We start from the raw sequence: 26098 nt of genomic DNA, 5'->3' as shown, positions 1-26098 counted from the left end.
CATGACTTCCAATAGCGGACATACGATATATCACAACCTGGTAATAAAATCATCATTAGATCATGTATTTGATGCAGTCTCCAATCCGGATCATTTAATAAACTGGTGGCCACTGAAGTGTTCAGGTAGTCCTCAAAAAGGAAAAGAATATAACTTCTATTTTGGAGAGGAGTACGATTGGTTCGGGGAAGTGGTCAGCTGTGAAACCGGAAAATCATTTCATATTAAAATGACACATTCCGATGAGGATTGGGAGCCTACCACTTTTGGCTTTGACCTGGCACAGGATGAAGGGCAGGTATCCCTTAGTTTTTGGCATGCAGGATGGCAGCAATGTAATAATCACTTCAAAATCGCTTCCTTTTGCTGGGCTATGTTATTGAACGGCCTCAAGAAATATGTGGAGGAAGGTCATATTATCCCATTTGAGAATAGATCATAAACTTAATAATTACCCTTATGGATAAATACGGAAAACTCATTGAAGATCACACGTTACAATTTGAACGCTTATTGCCTGGCCCGATCGAACGGGTTTGGGAATACCTGACTGATGGAGAAAAGCGAGCCTTATGGTTTGCCGGAGGGCCAATGGATACGGTTCCTGGTGGGAAAGTAGAATATCAATTCAATCATGACCTTTTATCTCCTGAAGAAGAAGTTATTCCGGAAAAGTACAAAGACCTGGAAGGTGGAATGACTTCCATGGCTGATGTTTTGACCTATAACGAACCTCATCTACTGGTTATCGGCTGGGAAGGAGGAGAGGTGACCTTTAAGCTGGAAGAGCAGGGAGATCAGGTTAAGCTGACTCTTACTCATTCCAACCTGAAAAGAGATCGAGACGCTCGCATCGGAACGTTTGCCGGGTGGCATACGCATCTGGATATCCTGCAAGACCGATTGAGCAAAAAGGATCCTAAGGCGTTTTGGACTGCTCATTCTAAGATGGAAGAAGAATACGAACAGATGATTTGATTCTTTAAATGAGATGAGGTTGCTTCATCATTCTGCCTAGCAATGAAAGAAAGTATTTAAGAGTATTCCCCCTTTAGGGGGCTAGGGGGTGAATTGAACCATATACATTATGCCTCAAACCGGCAAGGGATTTTGCCAGGTATCGCCGTGCCAGCGATTGGGTGGTGAGCGTTTCAGAAGTTTTCCCCCTTGAGTGGGTAAGGGGGTGATGACTAATTGCACTATGCAATTCCTTGATAAGATTTCACTTCGTCTTCCTTGATGCAAAATAAAACCAGATTCCGAATAACAGCATGAATCCGCCAGCAAAAGTGATAGCCATTGCCGATTCAATGAGGAACACTATCAAAGCAGCAGTTGCAACGAGCCTTATGAACTCCATTGGAATCCAGTTCTTTCTATTTTCCATTAAAATACCCAGCTGTGCAATGGACCACATAATGAAGCCTGCCATGGTGAGTTTGGTATACACGTCATAATTGCCTGACGTGAATAGAAAATAGGCGGTAAACGAGAGCACCAGCACAAACTGCACAAAAACATACCGGATCATGGGCATGTGCGGATGCACATCAAACTTTCGATAGGTCTGCTTGTCCACTTCTGGGGCCATCTGATAGCCTCCCAGTTCTATTGGTTGCCAGCCGGGCTTGTAGAACAAGACTTTCAATTTATTCCAGAAGCCTGGGGTAGCCTTCACCTGATTGGTCATGTCAACGATAGGTACGACATTGGCCCAAACCGGATTCCACGTGTTGGTAGGCTTGGTTACGCCGTATGTTGGCTTTTCTTCCTCTTGCTGGAAAGTCCCAAACATACGATCCCAGATCATCAGTGTTCCGGCGTGATTCTTATCGATGTATTTAGGGTTTCGCCCATGGTGCACACGGTGGTGCGAAGGGGTGTTAAAAACGTACTCAAACCACCTTGGAAGCTTTTCAATCGCTTCGGTGTGGATCCAGAATTGATAAATAAGGTTTATTCCTTTCACCGTCAAAAATGCATAGGTGTTGAACCCTAGCAGCGCTAAGGGTAAGTAGAATACCATTGCAAACGCCCCTCCAAAGGAAGCTTGTCGAAGGGCTACTGATAGATTATAATCTTCACTTTGATGATGCACCACATGGGCGGTGTTCCATAAGAAGTTGATCTCATGGCTGGCTCGGTGAAACCAATAATACATCAGGTCAACCAAAAGAAACAAGAGCAGGTAACTCCACCAAGCATTTGGAATGGTGGCGATGGACCAGTACTCGTAGATATACTGATACATGGCAATGGATAACACCCCCCACAATGCGTTGGTTACTTGCGAGGATATGCCGCAGCTGATATTGGAAATTGCATCGTTGGTTCGATATACCTTTACCTTTTTTACCAACTGGTAGATGAGCTCAAACCCGATGAGGGTAAAGTAGAGGGGGATAGAAAGAATAACCGGGTTAAAGTCCATATTCAAAATTAATGATATGGTCTAACAATTCTTTTCTCACGCTGTTTAGATTTGCGCTTATGATAAAAGCGATCAAAGTCCTCAATCGAATTTCTGTCCTGCTATTTTCAGCGATTTTTTTATTGGTTTATGCCTATCTGCCCATCGCTGTTGATTTAGGAATTGATGAAGTAGGTCAGCTGCATAAGCAAAACTTCTTTTACTATTTCTTTGGTGCTTTTATGGTCATCAACATTCTACTTAGAGTGACCACCAATCTTGGAACCAGGCATTTAAAAGAGGAGATCTCCTCCTGGATCAGATCCATTGTCTTTATCGTAAACTTCTACCTGACAACCATGGTAGGGTTCATTGGTGTCCTCAACAATACTAATCACATCAGCCCCGAGAGCTACGCTTATCTATCATACCTCGGACCCACTCTGCTGATAATTTGGGTAATCGGCCTGATTTTTTTATTCGTAAAAAATAAGTAGCAAAGCACTCAATATCAGCTTTTTAAATTGACTTATTTCAAGTATAGCTACCTGATAATGTTAGGTTGTTACGTGTAAGTATTGGATTTTTATAATTACTTTGGATTAGTGAATATTAAATCATATTTAACGATTTTGTTGCATGGCTGAAGCGATATATACCGAGGATAGTATTAAGTCACTCGACTGGAAAGAGCACATCCGATTAAGACCTGGAATGTATATAGGTAAGCTGGGAGACGGCAGCTCACCGGATGACGGGATCTATGTGTTGGTGAAAGAGATCATCGACAACAGCATTGATGAACACATGATGGGGCATGGTCGAACCATCGAAGTGAAGGTGACGGATCATCGGGTGACAGTACGAGATTACGGTCGTGGAATTCCGTTGGGTAAGGTGGTGGATTGTGTGAGCAAAATCAACACCGGTGGTAAATACGATTCAGGAGCTTTCCAAAAATCTGTCGGTTTGAATGGAGTAGGTACCAAGGCAGTCAATGCACTCTCCAATTACTTCAAGGTGCAGAGCTATCGGGATGGAGAAACGAAGATTGCAGAGTTTGAAAGAGGAGAGATCACCAATGATGCAAAGGTGCTAAAAGCAGAGGGTCGCAATGGGACGCAGATCATTTTTGAACCTGACGATTCAGTATTTAAAAACTACCACTTCATTCCGGAATACCTGGACAATCTGATGTGGAACTATGCCTATCTGAATTCAGGATTGACCATTGTACTGAATGGTAAAAAATATCACTCAGAAAATGGACTGAAAGACCTGCTTACCCGAAAGGCGGATGTAGAAAATATTCGTTATCCAATCATCCATTTGAAAGGAGATGATATTGAAGTAGCACTTACGCATGCCAATCAATATGGAGAAGAATATTATTCGTTTGTCAACGGACAATACACCACCCAGGGAGGTACGCATTTAGCAGCTTTCAGAGAGGCCATTGTTAAAACCGTGAGAGAATTTTATGGAAAAACCTTCGATGCTGCAGATGTCCGATCCGCAATCATAGGTGCAATTGCAGTCAGGGTTCAGGAGCCGGTTTTTGAAAGCCAGACCAAAACGAAACTGGGTTCACAGAGTGTAGGTCCGGATGGTCCAACCATGCGTACGTTTGTCAATGACTTTATAAAGACGGAGCTTGATAATTTCCTGCATCGAAATTCCGATACTGCTGAGGCTTTATTGAAGCGTATTCAGCAATCCGAGCGCGAGCGCAAAGAAATCGCTGGGATTAAGAAGCTGGCCAATGAGCGGGCCAAGAAAGCCAATTTGCATAATAAGAAGCTACGGGATTGCAGAATCCACTTCAACGACAAAAAAGGGGATGATACCATCAAGGATGAAACCATGATCTTCATTACTGAGGGGGATTCAGCCAGTGGGTCGATCACTAAATCACGGAATGTGCAGACTCAGGCAGTATTCTCGTTACGAGGTAAGCCATTTAATTGCTTCGGACATACCAAGAAGGTGGTGTATGAAAACGAAGAGTTTAACCTGCTACAGCATGCCTTAAACATTGAGGATGGGCTGGAAGGATTGCGATATCGTAAGATTGTGATCGCCACAGATGCCGATGTAGACGGGATGCATATCCGGTTGCTGTTATTGACGTATTTCCTTCAATTTTTCCCGGAACTGGTAAGAAATAATCACATCTTCATTCTGGATACACCATTATTCAGGGTTAGAAATAAGAAGGAAACCATCTATTGCTACTCGGAAGAGGAGCGAAGGAACGCCATAGCGAAACTTGGAAGCAAACCAGAGATCACCCGATTTAAAGGTTTGGGAGAGATCAGCCCGGATGAGTTTGCGGCGTTCATTGGTGATGATATACGCCTGGATCCGGTGATTCTACAAAAAGACACCAGTATTCAGGACTTGCTGACCTTCTACATGGGCAAGAATACTCCGGATCGGCAGCAATTCATTATTGACAAGCTGCGAGTAGAAAAAGACCTGGTTGAGGAAGTAGAGAAAGAAGTAGAAGCTGCCTGATGGAACACACTCTGACTACAAAAGCGATTAAGGCCTATAAAGTTGCAACTCTTGTATTAATGCTATTGGGAGGCGGAGTGTACCTTATAATGGGGGCAAACATTGCTGGGGTATGGGGTGTGATCGTATATGGTGTATTTGTGATTTTTATTATCAGAAAGTTTTTTAATGAGACACATTCAAAAATTAAGGAAGTTTCATACGATAAAGAAAGTCTCTATGTGAGAGAGGAAGGGTATGATGTACAAATACCTTTTCATCAGGTAAAAGATATTGAAATAGTTAGCATGGACGGATTATATAAATTCAAGCTCTATCATCATGATCAGTTTGGGAATGAGGTGATTTGTAAGCCATCTATTTGGTATCCTTTCAATTATAAGCGAATAGACGCTGAATTGAACCGGATTCGTTCATATGTACGAAAAGCACATCGGGAATACAAAGAACAAATAGGTTCTGATCGCTCTTTACCGAGTAATTAATTGTATAAATTATGCAAAAAATGATTTTTTGTAAAATAAATACAATAAATTAGATCTTGCGTTATGGAAGCAAAAAAGCGTTTCATATTGATGGCGGATGTGGTGGATAGTCATGAGAAGGACGGAAAGTCACTTATGGCTGATTTTCAGATGCTTGTGAGCTACACCAATAAGATTTACAATGAGTCAATTGAGTCGCCACTGACCATCACACTTGGTGATGAATTTCAGGGCATTGTGGCTTCTGCGTCAGTGGGAATAGATATCATCCTGGCCATGGAGGAGTACATTTTAGAGGAAGAATTTGACTTCAAATTAAGATATGTGCTCTATGAAGGTGTGGTAGAGACGCCTGTCAATCCGGATAAGGCTTATGAGATGCTGGGATCAGGATTGACCAACGCAAGAAAAAGACTTAACGAAATGAAGAAGGACACTGCGCGCTTTTATGTTTCCACCAAGTCATCCACAGTGATCAATAAGATGATGAAAGTAACTCAGCATTTCATCGATAGCTGGCATCCGAAAGACCGCAGTACGGTATCTGGTTTCTTGCAGGGGCATGATTATAAGGCCCTGGCAAAGATTCATCAGAAAGACGAATCAACGTTATGGCGTAGAAGAAGAAGTTTGGCCATAGACGAATACTTAATGTGTAAAGACTTACTTCATCACTTGATCAATGGATAAGCATCAGATAGATATCGCCATATTCGTTGTAGGAGAGCTGGGTGCTTTGCTGGTCTTCTACTTGGTGACGTTGATGTTTAAGCGGAAGTTGACGCTTAGCAGTGTATTGCGAGGAGCATTGGAGCGGGCATTTTTATTCATCATTTTGCTCGTGGATTTACCTCAGGGATTGGCTTTCTTTGGAGCTCTAAAAATCGCCACTCGCCTGAAGGACGATGATAAGATATCAAACGACTATTTCTTGGTAGGAAATTTAGTCTCAGTTTTAATAGTAATTGGTTATTACCTAACAAGTCAATATTGTTTCTAAATGGGAGAAGAACACGAAAACGAGGAAGAGATTCATGATGTAATTCCAATTTCCGGAATGTATGAAAACTGGTTTCTGGATTATGCTTCGTATGTAATTCTGGAACGAGCGGTTCCTGCTATCAATGATGGATTGAAGCCGGTACAACGTAGGATTCTGCATGCCATGAAGGAAATGGATGATGGAAGGTACAATAAGGTAGCCAACATCATCGGTAGCGCCATGCAGTACCATCCGCACGGGGATGCTTCGATTGGAGATGCCATTGTAAACCTTGGCCAAAAAGACCTGCTAATTGACACGCAGGGAAACTGGGGGGATGTGCGTACAGGTGATTCAGCAGCTGCCCCCAGATACATCGAGGCACGCCTTTCAAAATTTGCTTTAGAGGTAGTCTTCAATCCACAAACAACTGAGTGGCAACTTTCCTACGATGGGCGTAAGAAAGAGCCTGTCACCTTCCCGGTTAAGTTTCCATTGCTGCTGGCTCAGGGCGTGGAAGGAATAGCCGTAGGACTTTCCACGAAGATGCTGCCTCACAACTTCTGTGAGATCCTGGAAGGGTGTATTGCCACACTGAAAGGCAAGAAAGTCAAATTACTTCCTGATTTTCAGACGGGAGGCAAGATAGACGTCACAGACTACAACGATGGAAAGCGCGGGGGCAAAGTTCGCGTACGAGCCACCATCGAGGAAAGAGACAGCAAGACACTTGTCATCAAAGACATTCCGTACGGAACTACCACTACATCACTCATTGAATCGATTGTCAAGGCGAACGACAAAGGCAAGATCAAAGTGAAACAAGTGATTGACAACACCGCTAAGGACATAGAAATCCTCGTAAATCTTGCTCCTGGCACTTCTCCTGATATTACGATGGATGCCTTATATGCATTCACGGATTGTGAGGTATCCATCTCACCCAATGCCTGTGTCATTATTAATGATAAGCCTCATTTCATCGGTATCAGTGAGATTCTGAAGCAATCGGTGGATCAGACCCTTGACTTGCTACGGCATGAACTGGAGATCGAAAAAGCAGAGCTGAAAGAAAAAATCTTCTTTAGTGACCTGTTGAAGATTTTCATCAACGAAGGGATGTACAAGCATCCGGACTATGAAAACTCCGGTGATTTGCAGAAGTGCTATGAAGTGCTGGACACCTTGTTCACACCTTTCTTTGATCAGTTTTATCGTGAGATCACCAATGAAGACTATAAGAAGCTGATTGATAAACCATTGAGTAGCATTACTCGATTTGACACCAGCAAGGTAGAAGCGCAGATTAGAGAGTTGCAGGAGAAGATCGAAAAGGTGAATTACCACCTGGATAACCTCACTGAATTTACCATAGAGTATTATCAGAACCTCCTGAATAAATATGGCAAAGGACGTGAGCGAAAAACAGAGATCACCAACTTTGATACCATCAATGTGACGGTGGTTGCTGCAAACAACGCAAAGCTTTATGTTAACCGTAAAGACGGATTCATTGGCTATGGACTGAAGAAAGATGAGTTTGTATGTGACTGTTCAGATATTGATGACATTATCTCCTTCACCAAGGATGGTAAATGCGTGGTAACGAAAATTCAGGATAAGGTTTTCGTGGGTAAAGACATCCTGTATACGGGCGTCTTCAAGAAGAATGACGAACGCATGGTCTATAACATGGCCTATGTAGATAGCAAGTCTGGCAACACGTATGTGAAGCGATTCCAGGTTCTTTCTGTGACCAGGGATCGGGAGTATGATCTAACCAAAAAGAGCAAAGGCTCCAAGGTGCATTACTTCACGGCTAATCCTAATGGTGAAGCGGAGATCGTGACCGTATCACTGACTCAGGCTAGCAAGGCACGAAAGAAAGTTTTTGATTTTGATTTCGCAGATCTTGAGATCAAGGGAAGAGGAGCCGGGGGTAACATACTCACCAAATACCCGGTAAGAAAAGTCGCGCTTAAAGAAGAGGGGAGATCTACTCTTGGTGGGGTGGATATCTGGTACGATCCTACGGTTGGCCGCTTAAATAGAGAAGAGCGTGGAGCATTGCTGGGTAATTTTATGTCAGAAGATCAGGTGGTTGCCTTCTACAAAGACGGCACCTATGAGACCACTTCTTTTGAATTGACCAACCATTATGATTTCAACAGTCTGATGGGGATCTACAAATTGGACCAGGATTCATCTTTCAATGCCATCCATTACGATGGAGAATCCAAAACGTACTTTGTGAAGCGATTCATTATCGAGACCAATACGCCTAATAAGAAGTTCTCATTCGTTACAGAAGCAAGAAGCTCGAAACTTGTATTTATCTCCAAGGGCATTGATACCGATGTAGAAGTTACATACAAGGATGGTCGCAAGCATGAGAAAAAGAAGCTTGACCTGATGAATCTGATAGACATCAAAGGGTGGCGAGCGATTGGCAATAAGCTACCAGTCCAGAATGTGATCTCCGTTGGCTTGATTAAAGAAGAGAAGCCAAAGGAAAACACCATTGACCTTGATGAGATTAAGAATACCATAAAAAGCGAGGTAGAAGAAGAGGAGAATCAGCTAGGCTTGTTCGGCGAAAAGAAAGAGTAATGGATCATCAACAGGCCATCGATATTCTGGAGGAGTTTGTTTCTGAAAATAAACAAGCTCATGTTGAGCGTGTGTTGGAAAAACGAACCAGACATATCACGTTGGTCTTTGAGGATATCGATAAGCCAAACAATGTGAGTGCAGTACTGAGGACTGCCGAATGCATGGGTATTCAGGATTTACATTTTATCAAAAACAAGAACAGCTATTCGGTAAACCCCGGAATTACGCAGGGGGCAGCAAAGTGGGTGACCATGCATCATCATACCAAAGCACGCAATAACATAGATGCTTGTTACGATCATTTGAAGGCGTCAGGCTATCAGATTTATGCCACATCCCTTCATGAGACCTCCCGATCGATTGAAGACATAGATCCTTCCAAAAAAACAGCCATTGTTTTTGGCACTGAAGCAGATGGAATCAGTGAAGAAGCAGGGGAAAAGGCAGACGGATTTGTTCATATCCCGATGCAGGGATTTACTGAAAGTTTTAACCTCTCCGTTAGTGCAGCCATCTGTCTGACGGTTTTAAAAACTAGATTGAAGGAGTGGCCGCCATTGGAGGATCAGGAAAAGCTCGCTCTGAGATCAGAGTGGTATCGAAAAATCGTTAGAGAGGCTGATTTGATACTGAAAACGAAAGGAGTGGAAATATGAGAATAACACCGCGCAAACTTCTCCGCCTGGGAATTTGGACCTCAATCACACTTTTTCTTTTTATTCTGGGTACGAATATCTGGGTCGTTCAATCCACAAAAGAGTTGATTTATGATCCACTGCAAGTGCCCACAAATAAGGTAGCCTTAGTGCTTGGAACAAGCAAAAGAACTTCTGAAGGAAAACCAAATCGGTTTTTTGTAGAACGAATGGAGACAGCAGCAAGCCTCCATCTGGATAGTAAGATCCAGCACATACTCGTGAGCGGGGACAATCGAACCAGGTACTACAATGAGCCCAGGGATATGCTGCACGCGCTGGGTGACTTAAACATCCCCGAGACCGATGTTTCTCTGGATTTTGCAGGGTTGAGAACGCTGGACTCTGTGATCCGCTGTAAAGAGGTATTTGGACAAAGTGAGGTCACGATCGTGACTCAGGAGTTTCATTGCTACCGCTCGCTGTTTATAGCCAGGTATTTTGATATGGATGCCGTAGCAGTTTCTGCTGATGATGGAGGACCGATAGGGAACACACTCGCTCTCAGAGAGGTACTGGCTCGAACGATTGCTGTGCTTGACCTATACGTATTGCAACGGAAACCAAAATATTTAGGAGAAGAAGTAACGCTCCCTATAGCAGATTAGATTAGCGTCCAATCCAATCTTTCAGTTGTTTTAAAGCATCTTCACACTGATCGTGGATATCAGTTAAGAGCTCCTCAGTAGCATTCTCGGGATGGTATTGGATATCCTCCAAAGTTTCGGCACAAGGCAAGGATATCATTTTAGCTGATGGCTTTAGCTGATGAGCTGACTTTGAGAGCTGATCCATATTCCCACTTGCTAACTCCTCTCTCATTTTGCGCACCAGGGATACGTAGGTACTTTCAAAGGTTTCTATAAACTCATCCTTGAAGTCTTCGTCATCCTCGCTGAGTACTTCTAAATAGGTGAAATCGATCTTAACCATAGTTTGCTTAATCCTGACTTTAAATCTAACATGTTATCAAAACATCTAGGTAAAAAACATAGCCAAATTTTAGTGGGTGTGTCGGTAAAAGAGGAGAAATATTTTTGTATTTTCGAGCCAAAAATTTGAAATACACAAAAAAGGAATGATCCCAGAATTTGAACCACTACGAGAAGACGAGATACAGGTATTACTTAAGGCCCCTGTATATGTAGCAATTTTAATTGCCGGAGCTGATGGTAAAATAGATAAATCAGAGAGGAGAGAGGCTATTGATGTAGCACGAACAAAACAGAGTAGATCACGTGAGCAGCTGGCGGCCTACTACAAGCTCGTAGGTGAAAAATTTGAGGAAAACTTTAATGCTTTGATCGATCAGCTTCCTTCAGGAACAGATGCTCGTATCTCTGCTATCACCACTGAACTGAGAAAGTTAAATTTCATTTTACAAAAAGTGGAAAAGAATTTTGCAATCAAACTTATTGCGAGTCTGAAAGACCTTGCTAAGAAGATCGCAGAAGCTTCAGGAGGAGTACTTGGCTACCTATCGGTTAGCTATGAAGAGGCCAGACTAATGGAGCTGAAGATGTTGAAAGAAATAGAATAGCACCTGCTTTTCTTGATCAAGAAACCAAACCCTGACTTCTCCAAGATCAGGGTTTTTTTTATTTTACCCTATGCCTAGATCAGGAATTGTCCCTCCACTTAGATTGTGCTTCTTTATGTGGCTGGTCTTTACGATTGAATTTTATACACGGATTGACCTTGGATACTTAGGCATTTACCCTAGAGAAGTGTCCGGCTTAATTGGCATTGCAATGGCTCCATTGCTCCATGGAAACTTTAACCATCTGGCATCTAACACCATTCCATTGCTTGTCTTAGGAGGAAGTTTGTACTTTTTCTACCCAAGAATAGCTCCGAGGGTATTTCTACATGCATATTTCTTCACCAATATGCTGGTCTGGATCTTCGGAAGGCCGTTCTACCATATCGGTGCTAGTGGATTGATTTATGCATTAGCTTCTTTTCTGGTGTTCTTCGGTTTATTCAAACGGAATTTTAAGTCTGTAATTATCAGTGCCTTCATGATTTTCCTATACGGGGGGTTAGCCTATGGTCTTTTTAGTTTTGACGATCGCATTTCCTGGGAATCCCATCTTATGGGGGCGGTGGTAGGATTAGCAAGTGCATTCACCTTTTCCAAATCAAAGAGATTGAATTACTAAATATATTAGTAATTTTATTTCATGGATTATTTAAAAGGGAAGGGTGCGCAGATTAACGTTCCAAATAAGTTTGCCTCACATGTTATTTCAACTGAATCAGCAGACGGTCTGGACGAAGAACTATTAACTGAAAAACCACGGACTCAGCTATTCAAAGGGACGCCAAAAAAAATCATTTCTACGAATAAGAGCCCAGATATTGGGCTGTCAGCATCAGTAAATCCCTACCAGGGTTGTGAACATGGGTGTGTGTATTGCTATGCAAGGAACTCACACGAGTATTGGGGTTTTAGTGCGGGATTAGATTTTGAGACAAAAATCATCGTAAAACCGGAAGCACCTCAATTGCTAGAGAAGGAATTCCTGAAACCGTCATATAAACCTAAGACAATCATGTTGAGCGGCAATACAGATTGCTATCAGCCCATCGAACGAAAGTTTGAATTGACCCGGAAATTGTTGGAGGTTTTCAATAAATATCAGCACCCGGTAGGCATCATCACTAAAAATGCTTTGGTTACACGGGATATTGACATTCTCAGCGAACTAGCCAAAAGCAATTTGGTTCAGGTTATTTTTTCAATCACCTCCCTGGATGAAAAGCTCCGACAAAAACTGGAGCCAAGGACAGCCAGTGCTAAAAAGAAGCTGATAGCCATGCAAAAACTAGCAGAGAATAACATCCCTGTTGGAGTGATGAATGCGCCCATTATCCCCGGTCTTAATCATCATGAGATTCCCGATATTTTAAAAAACTCAGCCAACGCAGGTGCCAGCTTTGCCAGCTATACGGTTGTCAGGTTAAATGGACAGATTGGAAAGATTTTTTACGACTGGCTTCAAAAGAACTTTCCGGATAGGGTTGAAAAAGTGTGGCATCAAATTCAGGATTTGCATGGTGGAAATGTAAACGATACGGCGTTTGGCAGACGAATTAAAGGGGATGGGAAGATATCGGAAATAATACGCAATCTGTTTGAAGTGAGTAAACGAAAATACTTTGGTGCAAAGAGCTTTACTCCGCTGGAAACTTCCCATTTTAGGAGGGGAGGTGCTTATAGTTTGTTTTAATAAGAAAAAGTCCCGACAATACAACCGGGACCTCTCTCTTCATACTTATCCAGGTTTGGATAGTTTCTTTAGTCACTCAAGTGGATGCTCATGAACCATGCGCTTCCGCCAAGAGCCAAATCCTTGAGAAAATTGGATGTGGCCGCCTGGCCCCCTTCCATAAATCCAGGAAGGTGTATTAAGACGGCAAATAGTGTCAGCATCAACCCTAAAAGTTGGGTGGCCAATTTGGCTTTTTTTCCAATTATTATTGCAACGGCCGCTAGTATCAGAGCCACACCTGTTAGGTAAACAAATATCACTGGTGCAGGTAAAAAATCTGGAACCATGCCCTGCATATCATTGGCGCCCATTAGGTGAAATATTCCGAACATTGCCATGGGTCCGGCATACATGAGTTTTCCTAAAAATCCTAAGCTTTTCATTTGGTTGAGTTAAAGGTTGAAAAAGATGTTAATCCAACTTGAAGATAGGATTTTTGAAGGCCAATCACAAAACGCTAACCCTTACAACCTACGGATCAAAGACTTCAGCTCGGAAACAACTTCTGCCGGCATATGGTACCAAAGCTCATCGCCAATGTTCACGCTTCCATCCTCAGGTTTTTTAGTATGCTTTAGTGCTTCAAAATCCAGGCTATAGATTAGTTTGATTAGCTCTCTCCCTACATTCCAGTTTTCACTTTCTTTATTATTCACTTTGAGTTCCCTTTTTGAAAACTTCCAACTCATATCAAGCTTATCATTATTAACATAGCATATCATCGTCAGTGGCATTTCTATTTTGGCCTGCTCCAGTATAGCTTGTAAAATTTCCTGAAAAATAAGGTCGGAATGAGTGATGTCTTTCGGAAATCCAAGTGCTCTTCCGTTTAAATCAACATGTGCATAGATTTCTGCATCGGGCTCTGAATGCATGTCAAGTTTTGTTAAACCCTCAATGTCATGTTTCCATTTTTGATTGAGTTTCCCTGTCCAATGGAAATCATCATCATGTGTAAAACCTTCTGCGCTAAGTTCATCATCAGATACCGTATCCCGATCCAGATATTCCAAATCCAGCTTTGCATCCATGTCAACAGTATCAACAGAAAGCACCGCTGCATAGACAAAAGGAGGCGGTTGTAGCTGTGGTTGATATGAAATGGTGATTTTCATAGAGTCGATTCGAAGTGTTCTTGTGTTTTCTTTCTATCAATTTTGTTATTGGCCGTCTTGAATATCTTTTGATTGAAAAAGACTTCTTTAGGTTGGTGGTATTTTTCCAGGGTAGAAAAATCAAGCATTTGATTGTCCCCTTCAATCAGCAGCACCAACCTTCTGCCAAGAGTATCATCAGGTAAAGAAGTGGCAATAAACTCTTGTTTAATCTGATCCTCCAGCTGAGCTTCAATCATTTCAGGATTTATTTTGATCCCTCCGGAGTTGATGACAAAATCTACTCTACCAAGCCACTTAAACGTCCTGTCTGATTGAATATCTACAATATCATTTGTTTCCAACCACTGGTTGTCAGTAATACTACCCTTTATTTTTAATGTCTTTTTCTCAGAGATGTCTACCACCGTATCTCCGATGGTTGTAAATGCTTCCTCCGAAAGTTTTCTAAGGGCAATATGGGATACAGTTTCTGTCATACCATAAGTGGAATAGATGTTTGAATTCAACACCCTTTTTTCCACCGCCATTGGAGCTCCACCTATTAGAATATTCCTAAATCTGGTCAGATCATTTTTGCTGAGACCTCTGTATTGCATAGGCACCATAGAGGTCAGGTCATAGATTAGATCCTTATCCATAGCATCCATTATGGTAGTCGATGGCTCTATGATAGTGAGGTCGAGGTTATAAAGCAATGATCTGTAGACGACCATTGCACCCCCTATGTTCAAAGGATTTAGACAGAGGAGTGCATTTTTTATTTTACGATTCGGGTCAATTGCAGACAAGGTTGACTTTGCACTTATTTCAATTTTATCCCTACCAATTACGATTTTCTTGGGTCTTCCTGTTGAACCTGATGTATAGTGAGTAAAATATCTTTGTCCGGAATGCCAGCTTCTGATTAATTCCAACACAATATTTTCGCTCTCGTTATATCTTTCTGTTGGAAGATCATCTTTTAGAATTTCTTCTAACTTTAGAACAAAATTTTTAGAGTTAACAATCACTGCGCTTGGAAAACGAAGAGGTTATAGTAAATCGTTTGATCAACAAAGATAAGAGGGCTTTCGGACTCGTCTTTAATCAATACTATTCAATTATGGTTTTGTACGCTTCTCGCTTCATGAACACCAAAGAAGAAGCGGAAGAAATTGTTCAGGATGTATTCGTGAAGTTTTGGGAAAAATGTGACAGTCTTTCGGAAGATTCTTCAATAAAAAGTTATTTGTATCGGTCGGTCCATAATTCATGCCTGAATACGATCAAACATGAAAAAGTAAAAGATGGCTATCGCCAATACGTTGTTCAGACAATGGAGTCCTCCTATCAAAATGAGTTCGATATAGAAGATCCTGATGTATTGAGGAACAGAATCAATGAGGAAATAGATAAGCTTCCTCCCCGCTGTGCAGAGATTTTTAAACTAAGCCGATTCGAGGGTCTTAAATATCAGGAAATAGCCGATCATTTAGAGATATCTGTAAAAACCGTAGAAGTGCAAATGGGGAAGGCGCTGAAAGTACTCAGGGAGAGTTTACAGGATCTGAAAAAGCTAGTTAGAGATGCGAGCTAGCCTCTGCCTTGTTTTGTGTGTGCTGACACTTTCAGCAATGGCTCAAAAACGAAAAAGTGACCTTGTAAATGGTTCATTCAATGATGTCCCGCTTGAGGTAATATTTGATAGCTTAAGTGTCCAAACCAATTATTTTTTTAGTTACAATTCTGACCTTCTACCTAAAGGCAGTCTATATACAATTACAGCGGATAATACACCTATAGATCAATTTCTATCTAAACTTCTGGTCGGTACAGGATTAAAGTATTCGTTTTTTAAAGATCAAATCATACTCAATTATGAGCCACCTGAACAGATAATCAAAAGGAAGAAAAATATCTTCACTATTTCCGGTACAGTGTATGATGAATCTGGTCAACCGCTCCATGATGCAAATGTATTTCTTGATGGGACCACCATTGGCGTTTCCAGCGATATCGATGGCAATTATAAGCTGGAAGGTATTCCGCCTGGATACTACGATCTCGTGTTTTCGCACGTTGGATATGAATACGCAGTATATCAGATTTCTGAATATAATGGAGGTGCAAGAATCCAAAATCACCAGATGGAAATTGATCTGGGTCAACTTGAAGAGGTTGAAGTTATTTCCAATAGAATCAATAGAAGTGAAAATAGCTGGCAAACCTATTACCAGACATTTAGGGAAGAATTGATTGGTCAATCAGAAAATTCGAATAATTGCACCATCGAAAATCCGGAAGTATTAAACTTCACCTATGATAATGTATCGAATACATTGACGGCTTTCTCACAACACCCACTGCAAATTAGAAATGATGCACTTGGATATAGAATAAGTTATTTTTTGGAGTCGTTTAGAAAGAGAGAGTCTGACTTAAGGTTTAGAGGTAAAATCAGATTTAGAAATCTGGATCCATTAAATGGGAGAGAGCGAAGGGAGTGGAAAAGGAATAGAAAAGAAGGGTATGAGGGTTCATTCAATCATTTCAAAAGCGCATTGCTTAAAAACGAACTTCAAAAAGAGGGTTTTAGAATTTACCATTTGAAGAGCCTTGAAAACTTTGAAATGGAAAAATCAGATGTGTTGAGTGAGTCAGACATTATCCTCTTTAAGGGTGATCATTATGAGCTAGACTTTAAAAATTTTCTACTTATTGAATATAGAAAAGAAAAGGAAAGTATGGCATTTTTGAATAAGAGTGAATCTGTTCCCATCCTTTATGGTCATTTAATTGATAGGAATGGTGTTTTAGTGAAGAATCCAGGGAATCAACTTTCTGTTTTGAAGTTATTAAAACGCTCAGTTAGACTAGATTTGACAGGCGAAGTAATTGATAGATTTGGGATGACAACATACGGGTACTGGTCATGGGAGCGAACCGCTGATTTGGTGCCAATAAATTACGATCCCAAGTTTGAAGATTTGTAAAAAAGATTTAGGGGTGATGACGCTGTAAGTTGTTAATAACCAGACGATAAGAAAAGAATGGAAGAAGTACTAGCAAAATATTTTACGGGAGAAGCAACCAAAGACGAAATCGAATTGGTTGAAAGCTGGAGATCGGAATCAGAAACAAATGCTAATGCGTTTTTTGAAGCTAAAAATGTTTGGGCTGCCACCCAGCCGGAACTCACTCCTCCAAAGCATGTTTTAGATGAAATTTTGAAGGAACCTCAAGCTAAACAAGTTCCTTTTATTTTGAAAAGTTGGGTGAAGTATGCAAGTGCAGCGGTTCTGGTTCTGGCTATTTCCCTGTTATTCATACTTAACCAAAATTCAGGTGAGGTCAATTTCACAAATACTGCACTAAGCGATGGAAGTAAGGTTGCGCTTCATGGGGCATCTTCTTTAGACATCATTAAGATAAATGAAAACATCAGAGAGGTTAGGGTTACGGGCAAGGCATATTTTGATATTAATCGAGATGAATCTCGACCTTTTATCATCCATACGGAAAATGCCAAAGTGCAGGTTTTAGGTACATCTTTCCTTGTAAAGAGCACCGACAACACGACTGAAGTATGTGTAGAGTCCGGACTGGTTGAATTTTCCAAAGCAATTTTAGGAAGAGATGAAGTATCCGTAAAACTCTCCGAAGGAGAAATGGGGCTTGTATCAACAAATAACAAAGGCATTATCAAACGAAACAATAGTGATCTGAATTACCTGGCATGGAAAACTAAGATTATCACGTTCGAAGAAAATACGATGGCTGAGGTCAAAACCGTATTGGAAGATGTCTACGGCATTGAAGTGAAGTTTGAAAATCAGGCATTTAAGCAATGCAAGCTCACTGCCAAGTTCAATAAGAAAAAAGCCAAGGATGCAATAGAGATTATCGCACGAACCTTTGGTGTAGATTATGAATATTCAAACGGTAAAGCGACATTAAAAGGAAAGGGGTGCTAAACACCCCTTTTTTATTCCTGGTTAAGGAATCCACTTGATATCATTGAAATTCGGCTTGCGTTTCTCTAAGAAAGCGTTTCTGCCTTCCTTCGCCTCATCTGTCATGTAAGCCAGTCTGGTTGCTTCTCCGGCAAATACCTGCTGACCTACCATGCCATCATCTGTTAAGTTGAATGCAAACTTCAGCATTTTGATTGAAGTAGGGGACTTAGCCAAAATTTCCTGCGCCCATAGGTACGCTTCATCTTCCAACTTATCATGATCAATTACGGCATTTACCATCCCCATCTCAAAAGCCTCCTGAGCGGAGTAATTTCTACCTAAAAAGAAGATCTCACGAGCTCGTTTCTGTCCAACCATCTTTGCCAAGTAGGCTGATCCATAACCTCCGTCAAAGCTGGTTACGTCCGCATCTGTTTGCTTGAAAATCGCATGTTCTTTACTCGCTAGCGTCAAGTCACACACGGTATGCAAACTGTGGCCACCACCAACCGCCCAGCCTGGAACAACAGCAATCACCACTTTAGGCATAAAGCGAATCAGACGTTGTACTTCCAGGATATTGAGTCTGGGCATTCCATCTTCATCTACATAGCCCTGGTGTCCCCTGGCATTTTGATCACCACCACTGCAAAATGCCCAACCGCCATCTTTTGGAGACGGTCCTTCGCCGCTGAGAAGTACCACACCAATGTTTACATCTTCGCGTGCATCCAAAAATGCTTTGTATAATTCGGCCACTGTCTTAGGCCGGAAAGCATTGCGTACTTCCGGACGGTTAAATGCAATGCGGGCTACCTTGCCACACTTTTTGTAAGTGATGTCCTCAAAGCCTTCTGCTTCTTTCCAATCAATTTTTGATACGCTCATTTATTTGGGTTTTTAATGCTTTAAATTCTCTTTGATTTACCTCCGGATCTGTAAATACTTCCAGGATTTTAGCTGATTTAGAAGGCATGTAGAATGTTTTTAAATGCTCCTGTAAGGATTCCGCGTCAGCAGCTTTGAGGTATTCAAATCCGTTTTCAGCACAAATATATTCTGCCGTTCGATTATGCCTCGTTTCAAAGTACGTTTCAAGCTCCGGGAGCTTAGACGGGCCATCAATCAATCTGAAAATTCCACCTCCTTGATTGTTCAGCACAATGATCCTTAAGTTGGGTAAGTCGTAGTTATGAAAGAATGCATTACGATCATATAGAAATGCCAAATCTCCTGTAACCAGGACATTAGTTTCATCGGATACGAGGCTGGCTCCCACAGCTGTTGAAGTGCACCCGTCTATACCGCTGGTTCCTCTATTGCAGTAGACATTGATGCTATTTTTTACTCCGAATAGATCCGCATAACGAACTGGCATAGAGTTACTTAAATGCAGATTCGATTTCGTTGGAATGGATTCTAAAATAGAATGAGCGGCTTTCGTTTCACTATGAGGAGCCCGCCTGATAAAGTCTTCAATAGCAGCTTTGGTGCGTTCCTCTAGTTTTTTCCATTCACCAATGTATTCTGCATTCACCTCATGCTCAATCAGCTGATCGATAAAGTCGCTGAGATTTCTTTTGATGAACTGTGGATTTGAGTCATAGGTGTCCACTTTTACACCGGCAGGATCGAAGTGGATGTGACGTTTTGGTTTATACTTTCGGATGAACAACTTTAGCTTCTTGGAGAGCACTGATAAACCGGAAGTAATCAAAAGGTCAGGTGTTAGCTCATTTTTACCCTCGATGAATACGTCTACATGGTCTATTCCATCCACCAGATTATTGAGTGGTGATTTAACGAACGGAATCCTTTCTGAAATTTGTTGGAGCTGATTATTTAAGTCTTCATCTGCTAACTGCTGCCCAATCAGGATGAGTATTTTCTTCGAATCTGTTATGGATAGACTGACCCCACTTTGGGTGACAGAAACGACCGAATCAGGGATCGGAACCTCTTCGAACTTCAAATCCTGACCTGCATCAGGGTAGAAAGGTTCTTTGAACGGAATATTGATGTGAACCGGTCCTTTGGGCAACTCGCCCGATATATGTAATGCTTCTATCAAGGACTGTTCATATTCTTCAGCGCAAGACTGGTCAGTCACAATCGGGAGTCTCCAGGAGCCTTTCACATGATTTTTCAATGCCTCAAATTGCCTGATGGTCTGACCATCTCGTTGATCAATCAACTCTGGTGGCCGGTCTGCCGACATGATGATCAGCGGAATTTCACGATAATAAGCCTCTGCAATTGCAGGAGCATAGTTTAGTAGTGCAGATCCACTGGTACAGCATAAGACAGCCGGCGTATTTGTTTCCTGGGCAATTCCTAAAGCAACAAAACCTGCAGATCGTTCATCCGGGATGATCCACTTTTTAATGCCTTCATGACGTGCAAAGGAAATGGTCAAAGGGGCATTTCTAGAGCCAGGAGACATCACAGCATGCTTCACTCCAAGCTGTGAGCAAACTTGTGCTGTGTTAAAGACGGTTGGGTGAAGCACTAATCTTGATTAAATTTTGGATCAAAAGTACGTTTACTCTCCTTCATACGCCTTTTTCCAATCTGGAAGAACAGTATGGAACCCAGGATGGGGAATAATATGATCAGTAACAACCAGGGAGCAGGACTTTCATGACTATTTCTACTGAGTCTGAAAATATCAATTAATGCCCAAACCCAAAGAAAGACAGCAACCCAAAAGAATCCTCCCAGAATCATCAGGGTTTGATTACTAAATTCAAATAATTCCATTGTCAGAGTAATTTAGATTTAAGAATATTCATCTTCATTTCTGTCTCTTCATATTCCTTGTGAGGATCAGAATCTTCAGTGATTCCAGCCCCGGCGAAAAACCTTACGTTTCCATTTATCATCTTCATGCACCTCAGGTTTACATACAGGTCAGTTGAATTCTCGAAATTCACGGGACCTAAAAACCCTGAATAAAACTCCCTGTCGTATTGTTCCTCCTGCTGGATCCAGGGTTTTGTTTGATCAATCGGCATTCCACAAACGGCCGAGGTAGGATGAAGGAGTTCCAGCATTTGATCTGCAAGTTCTTCAAACTGAACCTCTTCATAGTTCACGATAAATTCCGTTTTTAGATGAGCCAGACTACCTGCTTTCACTGTCTTGGGTCCATGCTCATGAAATTCGCGTAACCGTATCTTTTTAAAGCAGTTGATAACATATCTGCTCACCATCGCCTGTTCCTCTATTTCTTTCTGCGTCCAGGCGATTTCACTCAATGGCTGACCATCACTCAGGGGTTTGGTTCCGGCCAGAGAAACCGTCTTAAATCGTTCAGAGTTATCAGATATCATCAACTCAGGCGTTGCACCAATCCATAAACCTTTCCCAGGTATGTGAGATATGCTACAAAAAGCATTGGTATACTTCTCACAAATGGTTTGAAAAAACGACCAGGAAGAAAAATTATCGGGTAATGTCTCATCTCTGTAACGGGATAATACCACCTTTTCAAAGGTCCCTTTCTTAATTTCAGCAATGGCCTTACTTACGGACTGTTCAAACGAATTGAACGTGTCTTCGTTTTTTGGATTATTGCCTTTGTTTTTTATCAGCCTGGTATCTTTAATTCGTTCTTTAAATGCATCGATCTGCGAGTCACTCACATTCGGAGCTACTGCGATTTCATTTGAATGAATAATCAAATCTGCAGCGATATGAAATGGCTTTATCGGATGATTATCACTATAAGCGTTGATCAGAAACCCTGCCTCAAGGTCATCTAATTGAAAGCTTTCCAATTGCGTTACTTCTTTCAAGGAAATAAACGTACGAATATCTTCATCTCCGGGCTTTTTCCAAACGGCAAACGCATAGCCGGCCTGTTCTAACTGACGAATGAGGATATCCGGCTTCTCAAGTTGTAATATGGTTGCTAATTCTGTCACTTATTTATTTCGATCTAAAATAGCCATTGTAATCCTACTGATGGCCACTAGTTGACCGTTTTCATTATGAATCTCGATTCCCCAAACCTGTGTGCCGCGACCTAAGTGGATAGGTTTAGCAGTACCCGTTACAAAACCAGCGCGTGCAGATTTGATGTGATTGGTGTTGATTTCCAGTCCTACAGCATGCTGCTTTTCCAGGTCAATAGTTACTGTTGCCCCGACACTTCCCATGGTTTCAGCAAGCGCTACTGACGCTCCACCGTGTAACAAACCCATGGGTTGCTTTGTTCGGTGATCTACGGGCATGGTTGCCTTCAGGTAATCCGGTCCGATTTCGGTAAATTTTATGCCCAGATGCTCAACCATACAGCCTTCTGACATGTTGTTTAACGCAACAAGTTCCAGGTAGTCGGGAAAAATTCTTTCTTTTGCCATTTGTTCAGCAAACCAAGATAAACACAGTTTGAAAAACAAGACGATTTACATACTTCGCCACGGTGAAACGGATTTTAATAAAAAAGGCATGGTGCAAGGACGAGGGGTGAATGCCTCTCTCAATGATACGGGCAGAGCTCAGGCCCGGAAGGCGGGGAATGCATTTGAAGACATCCAATTCGATCATGTGTTCACCTCTGCTTTAATCCGAACGCATGAGACAGTCGGAGAGTTCATGAACAATGGTACGCCCGTATCAGCTCTAGACGGATTTGACGAGATCAGTTGGGGTAATCAGGAGGGAAAGGAGGCTTCTTATGATGCAAAGAACCTGTATGCAGATACAGTGAATGGTTGGCGTAGGGGGGAGCTGCATCTTAATGTGGGCGGAGGTGAAAGTCCTATTCAGGTAATGGAGCGGCAGCAGAAGGCCATGGAGAAGGTTTTAGAAGCAGATGGGGAGAATATCCTGATCTGCATGCATGGACGAGCGATGCGAGTCCTGCTGAGCTGGACGCTTAATTATCCACTGAACTACATGGATGGCTTTCCTCATGCCAATTGCTCTTATTATGTCCTTGGATACAGGAGAGATTCGTTTTTTCTGAAGGATTTTAATCAGATAGAGCATCTTGTTTAGAAACTCCTGACTTGAAAACCTTCAGGGTTATGATTAATCTAATAAAGGTCATCAGGGTCTTCGTCATGTGGGCCTACCCCTGGTGGGTTAAATAACCCCCATCGGTCAATGATGTAATTCCATGGGTCAAAACTTTCAACCCAATCAACGAATAGCAATCGATACTCTTCGACAGCATCTCGCAGCAATTGGAAATACTGAGTTTCTTTGAATCCATGCATTTCAAGACTATGGGTCTGAACAATAAGTTCTCTAGCAGACTTTCTGATAATAGCAGCGCACTCCATTTTAATATCATACAAATCTCCAGCTTCAGCTCCAGAGACTTCCACCGCAAGATTATGACCGTCATTCATCATCAAAACACCAACTTCCCTTAATATTTCATTGTCCTCAGGAATTAAATCAACCAGTGAACGTACTAGCTCGGCTATTTCCATTCCTTTTTTGAAAATAGGCAGGTTTCTGCTGTCAGGTATGTCATCTTCTTCGTCAAACATATATCTACAGTTTTAATACTCACTATTTCGCATTTGTTGCAGTAAACCCTGTCAGGTTTTGAAAACCTGACAGGGTTATCTACTTTTCGAATGTGCCAACCCCATCCTTATTAAATCCCAGGTTTAATTGTTAAGAAATCAGCGTATAATCTTTCATGATACTTTTCAACCTTTCAAATAGGATGAGATTGCTACTTCGTTCCTCATCACAATAACGAATAAAAATTAAAGCCGTCGAACGGTAGTGAAGCGATCTCATTATTGTTTTTCTGATTTCGTTTTTGAATTTGCATGCGCCAATCCCATCTTAATTTCGCCCCAACTATAACTATCGGGCAAGGCTCCTTTAATCTCTCCGGACTTGGTCAGACCTTCATCATGGGCCTTTAGGATATTCTTCAATCGACTGGGTTTCACAAAATCAGTTACATCCAGTTCGCCCAGTTCCACATATTTAGCTAGGTGACTCTCAATCGTTCCCTCAGCCAATCCTCGCTCTTCGGCTATCACTTTGATCGATTTTCCGCCGTTCTTATACATGTCAAAGCTGATCTCGGCTGTTGGCGTCTTATCCTTGGCGCTGGCCTTCTGAACTGATGCCAATTGTTTACTGGTTTTCAATTTATCCTTCGTCAGAGGTATCCCTTCATTGACATGCTGAACCAATAAGTTGAGTTTAACGATCTGTCGTAGCTGGGAAGCAAACAATTCCTTGATCTCTACCAATTCCGCTCGATAGGTTTTGGCCTGTGTTTGTGTTTTCAGCATGCGATGCTGTTGAGTAATTCGCTCGATGAGTTCTGTGAGCCTTTCTTCAAAATAAACAGACGCTTTGCTCATTCGTTCCGCAAGCAGATGTAGGTCTTTTTGAGCCAAAATGCCATTCACTTGTCGGATAAACCCTTCACCGACTTCCTTTAATGGGAATGCATCATTGATCAGCTCGTCAGTCCATGGTAACTGCTTTTGCTTCAATGATCGATTTTCATCTTTATTGAAAGTCTTCTTATGCGCCACCAGCTCTCGCAGCATCGGATCAAACAAAAAAGCTCGTTCCGTGAACTCTGCGATGAAACGCATACGGTCGCGCTCAAAGTTTTCAGCCAACTTATCTTTCCCCTCAAAGCTGGAGATGTAATGATTCAGCTGCTCATCTATCGATGGAGATCGCTTGGGTAGTGGACTACTCAACACCAACCCATCGAGAGAGGTGAGCCGAGAAAGTGCCACGTATAATTGCCCGGCAGCAAAGGTTCCTTCTAAATCGAGAATGGCTTTCTCGAATGTCAGCCCCTGGGATTTATGGATCGTAACTGCCCACGCCAATTTCAGTGGGTATTGTTTAAACGTCCCCAGAACTTTGGTATCCACTTCATTGGTGGCTTTATCCAGCACGTATCGGACATTTTCCCACTCGTATTGCTCCACTGGAACTTCCGTGCCATCTTCAAAGGTCACTTTGATGCCATCCTCCAGGCTGGAGACTTTACCAATCTTACCGTTAAAGAATTGCCCTTTTCCGGTAGGATCGTTTTTGATAAACATCACCTGGGCTTCTTCCTTTAATTGAAGAATGGGCTCACATGGATAGGCATTCTCTGGAAAGTCCCCTGAGATATCCGCTTCGTATCGTACGGTTGGATAATTAAGTTCTTCCAGGCGTGTGGCGTTGATCTTATCTGCCTTACGATTGTGTGTAGTGAGATGAATATAGCCTTCCATTTCAGAGACATCCTCCTGGTATTTTTCGTTGAGCATCGCTACATCATCGTACTCCAGCTCGTTGTGTCTTAAGCGATTCAATAAATCAATGAAATACTGATCGCTTTGTCGGTATACCTTGTCAAGCTCCACCCGTATAGGTGGATTTTCCTTCAAAGCTCGTGCTTCAAAAAAATAAGGTGAAGCGTAATACTGGCGCAGAAGGGAAGCCTCTTCCTGTTTCACGACGGGAGGTAGCTGCATAAGGTCTCCAATGAATAATATCTGCAAGCCACCAAATGGATCAAATCGCCTTTTTCTCAGCCTTCTTAAGGTAGCATCAATGCAATCCAGCAGATCGGCTCTTAACATACTCACTTCATCTATGATCAGTAGCTCCAGTTCATTGATCAGTTTTCGTTTTTGTGCTCCGAATTTAGCTTCTCGAAATAGGGAAGAAGGCGTATTGACCTGTATGTTTCTTTCTGAAAACGGAATATCTTCCGGGATGTAAGCTCCAAAGGGAAGCTGAAGTAAAGAATGGAGAGTGACCCCTTCCGCATTGATAGCTGCTATTCCTGTAGGAGCAGCTACCGCAGCATTTTTATATGTATTCCGAATGATGTTTCGAAGAAAGGTGGTCTTTCCTGTCCCTGCTTTTCCGGTCAGGAAGATGTGTCGATTAGTAGTATTAACATAGTTAGCTGCCAGCTCTGCAGCATCACTGAAGTGGTTCATGTGGACGAAGATAAATAGAGATTGCTTCTTCGTGCCTCATCGCAATGACGTTGTAGTTTTTTAGCGTCATCGCGAGTTTATGAAGCGATCTCATTATTTCTTGCGATTAAAAGAAAATGCTAATA

29 protein-coding genes are annotated in these 26098 nt (G+C 41.9%); 17 read left to right on the top strand and 12 right to left on the bottom strand.

What is annotated here, in order from left to right; translation table 11 throughout:
* Nucleotide 1 precedes the first annotated feature (1 nt).
* Nucleotides 2-442 (top strand): SRPBCC family protein, encoded by a 441-nt coding sequence (locus ACP14Y_RS00410; RefSeq protein WP_424960993.1) that lies wholly within the window; start codon nucleotides 2-4, stop codon nucleotides 440-442.
* Between the two features lie 17 nt (nucleotides 443-459).
* Complete coding sequence (locus tag ACP14Y_RS00405) at nucleotides 460-978, top strand: SRPBCC family protein (protein WP_424960992.1); 519 nt, start codon at nucleotides 460-462, stop codon at nucleotides 976-978.
* Between the two features lie 244 nt (nucleotides 979-1222).
* On the opposite strand, the gene ACP14Y_RS00400 is transcribed toward ACP14Y_RS00405, so the two are convergent.
* Nucleotides 1223-2431 (bottom strand): sterol desaturase family protein, encoded by a 1209-nt coding sequence (locus ACP14Y_RS00400; RefSeq protein WP_424960991.1) that lies wholly within the window; start codon nucleotides 2429-2431, stop codon nucleotides 1223-1225.
* A 59-nt stretch (nucleotides 2432-2490) separates the two neighbouring features.
* Here ACP14Y_RS00400 and ACP14Y_RS00395 point away from each other — a divergent pair, with 59 nt between their 5' ends.
* The 8 genes from ACP14Y_RS00395 to ACP14Y_RS00360 all read left to right on the top strand — a co-directional run bounded on the left by ACP14Y_RS00395 (nucleotide 2491) and on the right by ACP14Y_RS00360 (nucleotide 10310).
* The gene (locus tag ACP14Y_RS00395; protein ID WP_424960990.1) at nucleotides 2491-2907 is read left to right on the top strand and encodes a hypothetical protein; all 417 of its coding nucleotides are present in this window, start codon (nucleotides 2491-2493) and stop codon (nucleotides 2905-2907) included.
* 142 nt (nucleotides 2908-3049) lie between these two features.
* Nucleotides 3050-4927: a DNA topoisomerase IV subunit B gene (locus tag ACP14Y_RS00390; RefSeq protein WP_424960989.1), complete on the top strand. Its 1878-nt coding sequence runs from the start codon at nucleotides 3050-3052 to the stop codon at nucleotides 4925-4927.
* Complete coding sequence (locus ACP14Y_RS00385) at nucleotides 4927-5412, top strand: hypothetical protein (protein ID WP_424960988.1); 486 nt, start codon at nucleotides 4927-4929, stop codon at nucleotides 5410-5412. The genes ACP14Y_RS00390 and ACP14Y_RS00385 overlap by 1 nt, the downstream gene beginning before the upstream one ends.
* 63 nt (nucleotides 5413-5475) lie before the next feature.
* Nucleotides 5476-6102: a SatD family protein gene (locus tag ACP14Y_RS00380; RefSeq protein WP_424960987.1), complete on the top strand. Its 627-nt coding sequence runs from the start codon at nucleotides 5476-5478 to the stop codon at nucleotides 6100-6102.
* Nucleotides 6095-6412, top strand: a complete 318-nt coding sequence (locus tag ACP14Y_RS00375) for a hypothetical protein (protein WP_424960986.1) — start codon at nucleotides 6095-6097, stop codon at nucleotides 6410-6412. The genes ACP14Y_RS00380 and ACP14Y_RS00375 overlap by 8 nt, the downstream gene beginning before the upstream one ends.
* Entirely contained in the window at nucleotides 6413-9004 is a 2592-nt protein-coding gene (locus ACP14Y_RS00370) for a DNA gyrase/topoisomerase IV subunit A (protein ID WP_424960985.1), read from the top strand. It abuts the gene before it with no gap.
* The gene (locus ACP14Y_RS00365; protein ID WP_424960984.1) at nucleotides 9004-9663 is read left to right on the top strand and encodes a TrmH family RNA methyltransferase; all 660 of its coding nucleotides are present in this window, start codon (nucleotides 9004-9006) and stop codon (nucleotides 9661-9663) included. Before ACP14Y_RS00370 ends, ACP14Y_RS00365 begins: the two co-directional genes overlap by 1 nt.
* On the top strand, nucleotides 9660-10310 hold the full coding sequence (locus ACP14Y_RS00360; RefSeq protein WP_424960983.1) for a SanA/YdcF family protein: 651 nt from the start codon (nucleotides 9660-9662) through the stop codon (nucleotides 10308-10310). The genes ACP14Y_RS00365 and ACP14Y_RS00360 overlap by 4 nt, the downstream gene beginning before the upstream one ends.
* Before the next feature lies 1 nt (nucleotide 10311).
* On the opposite strand, the gene ACP14Y_RS00355 is transcribed toward ACP14Y_RS00360, so the two are convergent.
* A complete protein-coding gene (locus ACP14Y_RS00355; protein ID WP_424960982.1) occupies nucleotides 10312-10635 on the bottom strand; it encodes an Hpt domain-containing protein in 324 nt (107 codons plus the stop codon).
* A gap of 145 nt (nucleotides 10636-10780) precedes the next feature.
* Here ACP14Y_RS00355 and ACP14Y_RS00350 point away from each other — a divergent pair, with 145 nt between their 5' ends.
* The 3 genes from ACP14Y_RS00350 (at nucleotide 10781) to ACP14Y_RS00340 (ending at nucleotide 12935) form a co-directional block, all read left to right on the top strand.
* On the top strand, nucleotides 10781-11242 hold the full coding sequence (locus ACP14Y_RS00350; protein ID WP_424960981.1) for a hypothetical protein: 462 nt from the start codon (nucleotides 10781-10783) through the stop codon (nucleotides 11240-11242).
* A 70-nt stretch (nucleotides 11243-11312) separates the two neighbouring features.
* Nucleotides 11313-11864, top strand: coding sequence for a rhomboid family intramembrane serine protease (locus tag ACP14Y_RS00345; RefSeq protein ID WP_424960980.1), 552 nt, complete (start codon nucleotides 11313-11315; stop codon nucleotides 11862-11864).
* 21 nt (nucleotides 11865-11885) lie between these two features.
* Complete coding sequence (locus ACP14Y_RS00340; RefSeq protein ID WP_424960979.1) at nucleotides 11886-12935, top strand: PA0069 family radical SAM protein; 1050 nt, start codon at nucleotides 11886-11888, stop codon at nucleotides 12933-12935.
* Between the two features lie 68 nt (nucleotides 12936-13003).
* On the opposite strand, the gene ACP14Y_RS00335 is transcribed toward ACP14Y_RS00340, so the two are convergent.
* From ACP14Y_RS00335 to ACP14Y_RS00325, 3 genes are all read right to left on the bottom strand, one after another.
* Nucleotides 13004-13360 carry a DoxX family protein gene (locus tag ACP14Y_RS00335; protein WP_424960978.1) on the bottom strand — a complete coding sequence of 119 codons (357 nt, stop codon included), beginning with the start codon at nucleotides 13358-13360 and terminating at the stop codon, nucleotides 13004-13006.
* An 81-nt stretch (nucleotides 13361-13441) separates the two neighbouring features.
* Complete coding sequence (locus tag ACP14Y_RS00330; protein ID WP_424960977.1) at nucleotides 13442-14092, bottom strand: hypothetical protein; 651 nt, start codon at nucleotides 14090-14092, stop codon at nucleotides 13442-13444.
* Complete coding sequence (locus ACP14Y_RS00325; RefSeq protein ID WP_424960976.1) at nucleotides 14089-15009, bottom strand: AMP-binding protein; 921 nt, start codon at nucleotides 15007-15009, stop codon at nucleotides 14089-14091. The genes ACP14Y_RS00330 and ACP14Y_RS00325 overlap by 4 nt, the downstream gene beginning before the upstream one ends.
* A 101-nt stretch (nucleotides 15010-15110) precedes the next feature.
* On the opposite strand from ACP14Y_RS00325, the gene ACP14Y_RS00320 reads away from it, so the two are divergent.
* The 3 genes from ACP14Y_RS00320 to ACP14Y_RS00310 are packed head-to-tail and all read left to right on the top strand — an operon-like array spanning nucleotide 15111 to nucleotide 18048.
* Complete coding sequence (locus tag ACP14Y_RS00320) at nucleotides 15111-15671, top strand: RNA polymerase sigma-70 factor (protein ID WP_424960975.1); 561 nt, start codon at nucleotides 15111-15113, stop codon at nucleotides 15669-15671.
* Entirely contained in the window at nucleotides 15661-17067 is a 1407-nt protein-coding gene (locus ACP14Y_RS00315; RefSeq protein WP_424960974.1) for a carboxypeptidase-like regulatory domain-containing protein, read from the top strand. Before ACP14Y_RS00320 ends, ACP14Y_RS00315 begins: the two co-directional genes overlap by 11 nt.
* Nucleotides 17068-17124: 57 nt before the next feature.
* Nucleotides 17125-18048 (top strand): FecR family protein, encoded by a 924-nt coding sequence (locus ACP14Y_RS00310; RefSeq protein ID WP_424960973.1) that lies wholly within the window; start codon nucleotides 17125-17127, stop codon nucleotides 18046-18048.
* Nucleotides 18049-18069: 21 nt separating this feature from the next.
* On the opposite strand, the gene ACP14Y_RS00305 is transcribed toward ACP14Y_RS00310, so the two are convergent.
* The 5 genes from ACP14Y_RS00305 to ACP14Y_RS00285 are packed head-to-tail and all read right to left on the bottom strand — an operon-like array spanning nucleotide 18070 to nucleotide 22394.
* On the bottom strand, nucleotides 18070-18918 hold the full coding sequence (locus ACP14Y_RS00305; RefSeq protein ID WP_424960971.1) for a 1,4-dihydroxy-2-naphthoyl-CoA synthase: 849 nt from the start codon (nucleotides 18916-18918) through the stop codon (nucleotides 18070-18072).
* Nucleotides 18899-20539 (bottom strand): 2-succinyl-5-enolpyruvyl-6-hydroxy-3-cyclohexene-1-carboxylic-acid synthase, encoded by a 1641-nt coding sequence (gene menD / locus ACP14Y_RS00300; RefSeq protein WP_424960970.1) that lies wholly within the window; start codon nucleotides 20537-20539, stop codon nucleotides 18899-18901. Before menD ends, ACP14Y_RS00305 begins: the two co-directional genes overlap by 20 nt.
* A complete protein-coding gene (locus ACP14Y_RS00295; protein WP_424960969.1) occupies nucleotides 20539-20790 on the bottom strand; it encodes a PLDc N-terminal domain-containing protein in 252 nt (83 codons plus the stop codon). Before ACP14Y_RS00295 ends, menD begins: the two co-directional genes overlap by 1 nt.
* Nucleotides 20791-20792: 2 nt before the next feature.
* Nucleotides 20793-21956 (bottom strand): chorismate-binding protein, encoded by a 1164-nt coding sequence (locus ACP14Y_RS00290; RefSeq protein WP_424960968.1) that lies wholly within the window; start codon nucleotides 21954-21956, stop codon nucleotides 20793-20795.
* Nucleotides 21957-22394 carry a hotdog fold thioesterase gene (locus tag ACP14Y_RS00285; protein WP_424960967.1) on the bottom strand — a complete coding sequence of 146 codons (438 nt, stop codon included), beginning with the start codon at nucleotides 22392-22394 and terminating at the stop codon, nucleotides 21957-21959. It lies immediately after the preceding gene.
* A 28-nt stretch (nucleotides 22395-22422) separates the two neighbouring features.
* On the opposite strand from ACP14Y_RS00285, the gene ACP14Y_RS00280 reads away from it, so the two are divergent.
* Nucleotides 22423-23034 carry a histidine phosphatase family protein gene (locus ACP14Y_RS00280; protein WP_424960966.1) on the top strand — a complete coding sequence of 204 codons (612 nt, stop codon included), beginning with the start codon at nucleotides 22423-22425 and terminating at the stop codon, nucleotides 23032-23034.
* 38 nt (nucleotides 23035-23072) lie between these two features.
* Here ACP14Y_RS00280 and ACP14Y_RS00275 read toward each other — a convergent pair whose 3' ends face one another.
* Nucleotides 23073-23534: a hypothetical protein gene (locus tag ACP14Y_RS00275; RefSeq protein ID WP_424960965.1), complete on the bottom strand. Its 462-nt coding sequence runs from the start codon at nucleotides 23532-23534 to the stop codon at nucleotides 23073-23075.
* A gap of 258 nt (nucleotides 23535-23792) precedes the next feature.
* Complete coding sequence (locus ACP14Y_RS00270; RefSeq protein ID WP_424960964.1) at nucleotides 23793-25973, bottom strand: helix-turn-helix domain-containing protein; 2181 nt, start codon at nucleotides 25971-25973, stop codon at nucleotides 23793-23795.
* Nucleotides 25974-26098: the final 125 nt, after the last annotated feature.

Origin of the sequence: Ekhidna sp. (genome assembly GCF_965247405.1) — a bacterium.
In the GTDB taxonomy this organism is placed as follows: Bacteria; Bacteroidota; Bacteroidia; order Cytophagales; family Cyclobacteriaceae; genus Ekhidna.
Note: the sequence above shows the minus strand (reverse complement) of the source record. Positions and strands in the feature narration are given on the sequence as shown.

Excerpts from the sequence above, each read along its gene's own strand:
- ACP14Y_RS00410 (WP_424960993.1), top strand. The coding sequence starts at position 2 with ATGACTTCCAATAGCGGACATACGATATATCACAACCTGGTAATAAAA.
- ACP14Y_RS00405 (WP_424960992.1), top strand. The coding sequence starts at position 460 with ATGGATAAATACGGAAAACTCATTGAAGATCACACGTTACAATTTGAA.
- ACP14Y_RS00400 (WP_424960991.1), bottom strand. The coding sequence starts at position 2,431 with ATGGACTTTAACCCGGTTATTCTTTCTATCCCCCTCTACTTTACCCTC.
- ACP14Y_RS00395 (WP_424960990.1), top strand. The coding sequence starts at position 2,491 with ATGATAAAAGCGATCAAAGTCCTCAATCGAATTTCTGTCCTGCTATTT.
- ACP14Y_RS00390 (WP_424960989.1), top strand. The coding sequence starts at position 3,050 with ATGGCTGAAGCGATATATACCGAGGATAGTATTAAGTCACTCGACTGG.
- ACP14Y_RS00385 (WP_424960988.1), top strand. The coding sequence starts at position 4,927 with ATGGAACACACTCTGACTACAAAAGCGATTAAGGCCTATAAAGTTGCA.
- ACP14Y_RS00380 (WP_424960987.1), top strand. The coding sequence starts at position 5,476 with ATGGAAGCAAAAAAGCGTTTCATATTGATGGCGGATGTGGTGGATAGT.
- ACP14Y_RS00375 (WP_424960986.1), top strand. The coding sequence starts at position 6,095 with ATGGATAAGCATCAGATAGATATCGCCATATTCGTTGTAGGAGAGCTG.
- ACP14Y_RS00370 (WP_424960985.1), top strand. The coding sequence starts at position 6,413 with ATGGGAGAAGAACACGAAAACGAGGAAGAGATTCATGATGTAATTCCA.
- ACP14Y_RS00365 (WP_424960984.1), top strand. The coding sequence starts at position 9,004 with ATGGATCATCAACAGGCCATCGATATTCTGGAGGAGTTTGTTTCTGAA.
- ACP14Y_RS00360 (WP_424960983.1), top strand. The coding sequence starts at position 9,660 with ATGAGAATAACACCGCGCAAACTTCTCCGCCTGGGAATTTGGACCTCA.
- ACP14Y_RS00355 (WP_424960982.1), bottom strand. The coding sequence starts at position 10,635 with ATGGTTAAGATCGATTTCACCTATTTAGAAGTACTCAGCGAGGATGAC.
- ACP14Y_RS00350 (WP_424960981.1), top strand. The coding sequence starts at position 10,781 with ATGATCCCAGAATTTGAACCACTACGAGAAGACGAGATACAGGTATTA.
- ACP14Y_RS00345 (WP_424960980.1), top strand. The coding sequence starts at position 11,313 with ATGCCTAGATCAGGAATTGTCCCTCCACTTAGATTGTGCTTCTTTATG.
- ACP14Y_RS00340 (WP_424960979.1), top strand. The coding sequence starts at position 11,886 with ATGGATTATTTAAAAGGGAAGGGTGCGCAGATTAACGTTCCAAATAAG.
- ACP14Y_RS00335 (WP_424960978.1), bottom strand. The coding sequence starts at position 13,360 with ATGAAAAGCTTAGGATTTTTAGGAAAACTCATGTATGCCGGACCCATG.
- ACP14Y_RS00330 (WP_424960977.1), bottom strand. The coding sequence starts at position 14,092 with ATGAAAATCACCATTTCATATCAACCACAGCTACAACCGCCTCCTTTT.
- ACP14Y_RS00315 (WP_424960974.1), top strand. The coding sequence starts at position 15,661 with ATGCGAGCTAGCCTCTGCCTTGTTTTGTGTGTGCTGACACTTTCAGCA.
- ACP14Y_RS00310 (WP_424960973.1), top strand. The coding sequence starts at position 17,125 with ATGGAAGAAGTACTAGCAAAATATTTTACGGGAGAAGCAACCAAAGAC.
- ACP14Y_RS00305 (WP_424960971.1), bottom strand. The coding sequence starts at position 18,918 with ATGAGCGTATCAAAAATTGATTGGAAAGAAGCAGAAGGCTTTGAGGAC.
- ACP14Y_RS00295 (WP_424960969.1), bottom strand. The coding sequence starts at position 20,790 with ATGGAATTATTTGAATTTAGTAATCAAACCCTGATGATTCTGGGAGGA.
- ACP14Y_RS00285 (WP_424960967.1), bottom strand. The coding sequence starts at position 22,394 with ATGGCAAAAGAAAGAATTTTTCCCGACTACCTGGAACTTGTTGCGTTA.
- ACP14Y_RS00275 (WP_424960965.1), bottom strand. The coding sequence starts at position 23,534 with ATGTTTGACGAAGAAGATGACATACCTGACAGCAGAAACCTGCCTATT.
- ACP14Y_RS00270 (WP_424960964.1), bottom strand. The coding sequence starts at position 25,973 with ATGAACCACTTCAGTGATGCTGCAGAGCTGGCAGCTAACTATGTTAAT.